This window comes from Nocardioides sp., from assembly GCF_016462705.1.
Taxonomy (GTDB): domain Bacteria; phylum Actinomycetota; class Actinomycetes; order Propionibacteriales; family Nocardioidaceae; genus Nocardioides.
Genome location: NZ_JAEMSS010000245.1, coordinates 1 through 5022 on the forward strand (window position 1 = coordinate 1; position 5022 = coordinate 5022).

Here is a 5022-nt window from a genome sequence, read left to right on the forward strand (position 1 = left end):
GCTTCTACCAGATGATGGACGGCGTCGAGGTCGGCCGCGTCAACGTCGCCGCCCGTGGCTGCGGCGTGGCCAACCGGGCCTTCGAGCTCGGGGTGGCCTACGCCCAGCAGCGCGAGACGTTCGGCAAGAAGATCGCCGAGCACCAGGCGGTGCTGTTCCGGCTGGCCGAGATGGCCACCAAGATCGAGGCGGCCCACCAGATGATGGTCAAGGCGGCCCGGATCAAGGACAAGGGCGAGCGCAACGACCTCGAGGCCGGCATGGCGAAGTACCTCGCCTCGGAGTACTGCTCGCAGGTCGTCGAGGACTCCTTCCGGATCCACGGCGGCTACGGGTTCTCCAAGGAGTACGAGATCGAGCGCCTCTACCGCGAGGCACCGATGCTGCTCATCGGGGAGGGCACCGCCGACATCCAGCGGATGATCATCGGCCGCCGCCTCCTCGAGGACTACAAGCTCAAGTAGCGGCCCCGTAACGCAGGCGCTCCTCGGAGCGCTGTAGAAAACGTCCGCCGAAGGGTCGCGTCGATTTCATGGACGCGCGATCCCGTGTCGTACATTTGCCGACGGTCTTCCCTCACCTCTGGAGTGTTCCCTCGATGCGTCCTGTTCGCGTGGTCCCGGCCACGATCACGCTGACCCTGCTCGCCCCGCTGCTCGCGGTGCTCCTCGGGGGCCCGGCGCTGTCGGCCTCGGCCGGCCCGTCCACGACCGCTCCGGCAGGGGCCACGGCTCCCGTGTCCGTGGCTGCGGCGATCACGGCGCCCGCCGCCAAGAAGAAGCCGAAGTACAAGCCGCCGGTGGGCGTCGCGTTCAACGACCCGCTGATCCCCGGCGCCCGTGGCAACGTCCTGGACCAGGTCGTGCTGGCGGTCCGCAACACCCCCAAGAACGAGTACATCCGGCTGGTCGTGTGGAACTACGACGCACCCTGGCTGACCAAGGACCTGATCGCCGCGAAGAAGCGCGGGGCGATCGTCCAGGTGATCACCGCCGGCAGTGTCGACAGCCGCAGCTTCCTGACGCTGGCCAGGTTCCTGAAGCAGAACGAGAAGGACAAGAGCTTCGCCAAGAAGTGCAAGGGAGCCTGCCGCAGCAACTCCAAGATCATGCACTCGAAGATCTTCATGTTCAGCAAGGTCGGGAAGACCAAGAACGTGTCGATGTTCGGGTCCACCAACCTCACCACCGCGGCCCGCAACCGGCAGTGGAACGACCAGATCACCAGCACCAACAAGGGCCTCTACGACTTCTTCGTCGCCACCTTCGAGCAGTACCGCCAGGACCGGCCGCAGGTGAAGCCCGGCGACGGCTACAAGTCCAAGCGCTACGAGGTCGTCCTCTTCCCGAAGTTCGAGGAGAACCCGGTCGCCGACGCCTTCAGCCGGGTGCGCTGCAACGGTGCGACGGGCCCGGGCGCCACGGGCGGCCGTACCAAGATCCGGATCGCGGTCGCCGGCTGGTTCAACGCCTACGGCGAGGACATCGCCCGCAAGGTCCGCTCGCTCTGGGACCGCGGCTGCGACGTCCGGATCGTCACCACGCTGCTCGGTCGGGGCGTCAACCGCACCCTGCGCAACCCCGCCGGCCGCGGCCCGGTGCCGATCCACAGCCTCTACCAGGACCGTGACGGCGACGCCGTGCCGGAGCGCTACCTGCACATGAAGTCGGTCTCGATCCAGGGCGTCTACGGCGGCAACACCGCGGCCAGCCTGGTGTGGACGGGCTCGCCCAACTGGAGCGCCCGCGCCGCCCGCTCGGACGAGGTGTGGGTCAAGGTCTTCGACGCCCCGGCGCTGGCGCGGCGGTACGCCGCCCACGTCGACCGGCTCCGCACGATCGTCCTCGACCAGGGCGAGGACGTGGAGGCGGACGCGGTCAAGCTGCGCAACGCGCTGCGCCAGTACCAGCAGGCGCGCCAGGCGATGGCCCGGGCCGGCGTCCTGAACGGCCCGGTCCTGCCCGACTGGCTGGAGCTGGACTGAGCTCGACCCCGGTCGTCAGCGGAGCCGCGCTACCCGTCCCCGGGTCCCACGAGGAGCGGGCGCGCGGCTTCCGTCCTGACATCCAGGGCCTGCGGGCCGTGGCGGTGCTCCTCGTGGTCCTCGACCATGCCCGGATCGGCCCGTTCCACGGCGGGTTCGTCGGCGTCGACGTCTTCTTCGTCATCTCCGGGTTCCTCATCACCGGCCTCCTGATCGGGGAGGCCCAGCGCACGCACCGGATCTCGCTGGTCGGGTTCTACGCCCGCCGGGCCAAGCGGATCATCCCGGCCGCGACGCTGGTCCTGGCCGTGACCGCGGTGGCGTCGTACGTCCTCCTCAACGGCATCACGGCGGTCCGGCTGCTCAAGGACTCGGTCTGGGCGACGTTCTTCGCCGCCAACATCAAGTTCGCCCGGGACGAGACCGACTACTGGGCGCAGGACGCCGCGACCTCGCCGATCCAGCACTACTGGTCACTGGCGGTGGAGGAGCAGTTCTACCTGGTCTGGCCGGTGGTCGTCCTGCTGCTGGTGTGGTTGTTCCGGCGCCACGGCCGCGACCGGCGCGCGATCGTGGTCACCATCGCGGTGATCAGCCTCGCGTCGTTCGCCTACGGCGTGCGGCTGACCGGCACCGAGCCCCTGGCGGCGTACTTCTCGACACCGGCCCGGGCCTGGGAGCTCGGGCTGGGCGCCGGGGTCGCGGCGGCCCTGGTGCGGGTCGGGAGGCTGCCGGCCGCGCTGCTGGCCGCGGCGTCCTGGGCGGGCCTGGTCATGGTGGGTGCCGCCGCGGTGCTCTTCACCGAAGGCACCCGGGTGCCGGGCGTCGCCGCCCTGCTGCCCGTCGTCGGCACGGCACTGCTCCTCGGCGGCGGGGTCGCGGCCGCGTCGTGGGGACCGCAGCGGCTGCTCAGCGTCGCACCGATGCGCTGGGTCGGTGACCGCTCGTACTCCTACTACCTCTGGCACTGGCCGGCCCTGATCCTCGTGGCCGCGGTCTGGCGTACGCCGTCGGGCTGGTCGGGCCTGCTGGTCGCGGCCGGTGCGCTGGTGCTGTCGGACCTGTCCTACCGGTTCGTCGAGAACCCCTTCCGCACCGCCACGTTCTTCAAGCCGCAGCTGCGCGGGATCGCGCTCTACCCGGCGTCGGTCGCGCTGCTCGGCCTGGTCCTGTGGTCGGCGCACCACCAGGTCGTCAGCGACCTCAACGACCCGGAGCCGGCGATCACGACGACGAACTTCGGCCAGGAGAACGGCGAGGAGGTGGACTTCTCGGACGACCCCGCGGTCGCGATCGTCGAGGCGTCCGTCCTGGCCGCCGAGAACGGCCAGCCGATCCCGCACCCCCTCAAGCCGGACGCCCTGAGCCTGGTGGAGACCGACGACCCGGTCGCCGCGGACCTCGGCGGGTGCGAGTACTTCGGGATCCCGGACCCGATGCCGCTCTGCCCGCTCGGCGACCCCGACGGCGACAAGACCATGGTGCTGGTCGGCGACTCGCACATGCGCCACTGGATCCCCGCACTGGACAAGATCGCCCGGCAGCAGGGCTACCGGGCCTACTACTTCGTGCTCCAGGGCTGCACCCCCGCGCTGGTACAGCCGATCACCCCCCGCACGGACGCGCCGGACGAGGACTGCACCTTCTTCCACGAGTGGACCCACGAGCAGATCGTCGACCTCCGGCCCGACCTGGTCCTCATGTCGACCGACACCCAGTTCGAGTACGTCGACGAGCAGGGCCGGCGCACCAAGGACAACCAGGAGATCGCGAGCCTGATCGAGCAGGGCATGGTCGACCGGATCGAGGCGACCCGCCCGCACGCCGGCCGGATCGTCGTGATCGGCGACGTCCCCAGGCTCAAGTTCGACCCCGAGGTCATCACCGAGCGCGGCGCCACCCTCGAGGACGGGCTGTCGGCCCCGCAGGCACGCTCGATGCAGATGCGCCGGGCGGTCAAGGCCGCCGTCGACGCGACGGGGGTCGACTACGTCGATCCCAAGCGGTGGTTCTGCGCCTACGACAAGTGCCCGGTGGTGGTCGGCGACTACATCACCCACCGGGACCGAGGGCACATGACGCTGGAGTACGGCAGGTCGCTGGCCGGACCGCTCGCGCGGGCCCTGGGCCTGGGTTAGCCCACGACCACGTTGCTGACCTCGTAGCCGCGCTCCTCGTCGGCCGCGCTGAGGTCCTGGTCGACGTAGACGCTGCTCGGGTAGTCCTGGCCCGCCGGCCACTCGACCTGCACCGAGGCGGCCTCGGTGTCGTTGGCCTCGTCGATCACGTCGTTGATGGTGAGCCACATCAGCGTGTCGGCAGGGGTGCCGTCCTCGGCGCCGCGCCCGTCGCCGTCGTAGACCGCCTCGACCACCTCGCCGTCGCGGACGGTGACGTCGACCGGCGTGCCGGCGCCGGCGCAGAAGCAGGCGACGACGAGCGTGTAGGCGTAGTCCTCGGGCTCGAAGGCCGGGTAGGTGCCGACCGTGGGCTCCTGGGCGGGCGTCGGTGTGGGCTCCGCCGTGGTGTCGCCGGGCCCGGGGTCGCTGGCGACGTCGTCCCCGCCGTCACCGCAGGCGGCGACCAGGAGGGACAGGACGGCGGCCGAGGCGGCGACGGAGAGGCGCTTCATGACGGTCTGACGCTACGCCGCCGCCGGCGGCTCCGCGTTTCCCGGTCGACTGCGGACGGATCGGGTGCGATGGTGGAGGAGTGAGCGACAACGAGGACCTCAAGGCCAAGATGCGCGAGGCGCTGGACCGCAAGAACAAGAAGGAGAAGGGCGTCCACCAGGACGGCCCCACGCCGGAGAAGGCGCACGGCTCCGAGGTGGTCGGCGGAGCGCCCAAGATGCATCGCCGGAAGGCCGGTGGCGGGGGCTCGTGACATAGCCCACGCGGGCGCCGGCTGACCCGGAGCCTCCCGGGCAGGGAGGATGGGGTGCATGCAGTTCGGACGCAGCTACGAGGAGTTCGAGGTCGGCGCGACCTACAAGCACTGGCCCGGCAAGACGGTCACCGAGTACGACGACCACCTGT

At 70.4% G+C, this 5022-nt stretch carries 5 protein-coding genes; 4 read left to right on the forward strand and 1 reads right to left on the reverse strand.

The genetic code is table 11. The annotated features are described in order from the left end of the window. The 3 genes from JHD21_RS20510 to JHD21_RS20520 all read left to right on the forward strand — a co-directional run. On the forward strand, positions 1–464 hold a 464-nt coding region (locus tag JHD21_RS20510; RefSeq protein WP_292679157.1), incomplete at its 5' end, for an acyl-CoA dehydrogenase family protein. A gap of 134 nt (positions 465–598) precedes the next feature. Continuing rightward, positions 599–1984 carry a phospholipase D-like domain-containing protein gene (locus JHD21_RS20515; RefSeq protein ID WP_292679159.1) on the forward strand — a complete coding sequence of 462 codons (1386 nt, stop codon included), beginning with the start codon at positions 599–601 and terminating at the stop codon, positions 1982–1984. 89 nt (positions 1985–2073) lie between these two features. Beyond that, positions 2074–4122, forward strand: a complete 2049-nt coding sequence (locus JHD21_RS20520) for an acyltransferase family protein (RefSeq protein ID WP_365696410.1) — start codon at positions 2074–2076, stop codon at positions 4120–4122. Here JHD21_RS20520 and JHD21_RS20525 read toward each other — a convergent pair. After that, a complete protein-coding gene (locus JHD21_RS20525; RefSeq protein ID WP_292679162.1) occupies positions 4119–4616 on the reverse strand; it encodes a DUF6174 domain-containing protein in 498 nt (165 codons plus the stop codon). The two genes, JHD21_RS20520 and JHD21_RS20525, sit on opposite strands and share 4 nt — an antisense overlap. A gap of 80 nt (positions 4617–4696) precedes the next feature. On the opposite strand from JHD21_RS20525, the gene JHD21_RS20530 reads away from it, so the two are divergent. After that, positions 4697–4870 carry a DUF5302 domain-containing protein gene (locus JHD21_RS20530; protein ID WP_292679164.1) on the forward strand — a complete coding sequence of 58 codons (174 nt, stop codon included), beginning with the start codon at positions 4697–4699 and terminating at the stop codon, positions 4868–4870. Positions 4871–5022 lie beyond the last annotated feature (152 nt).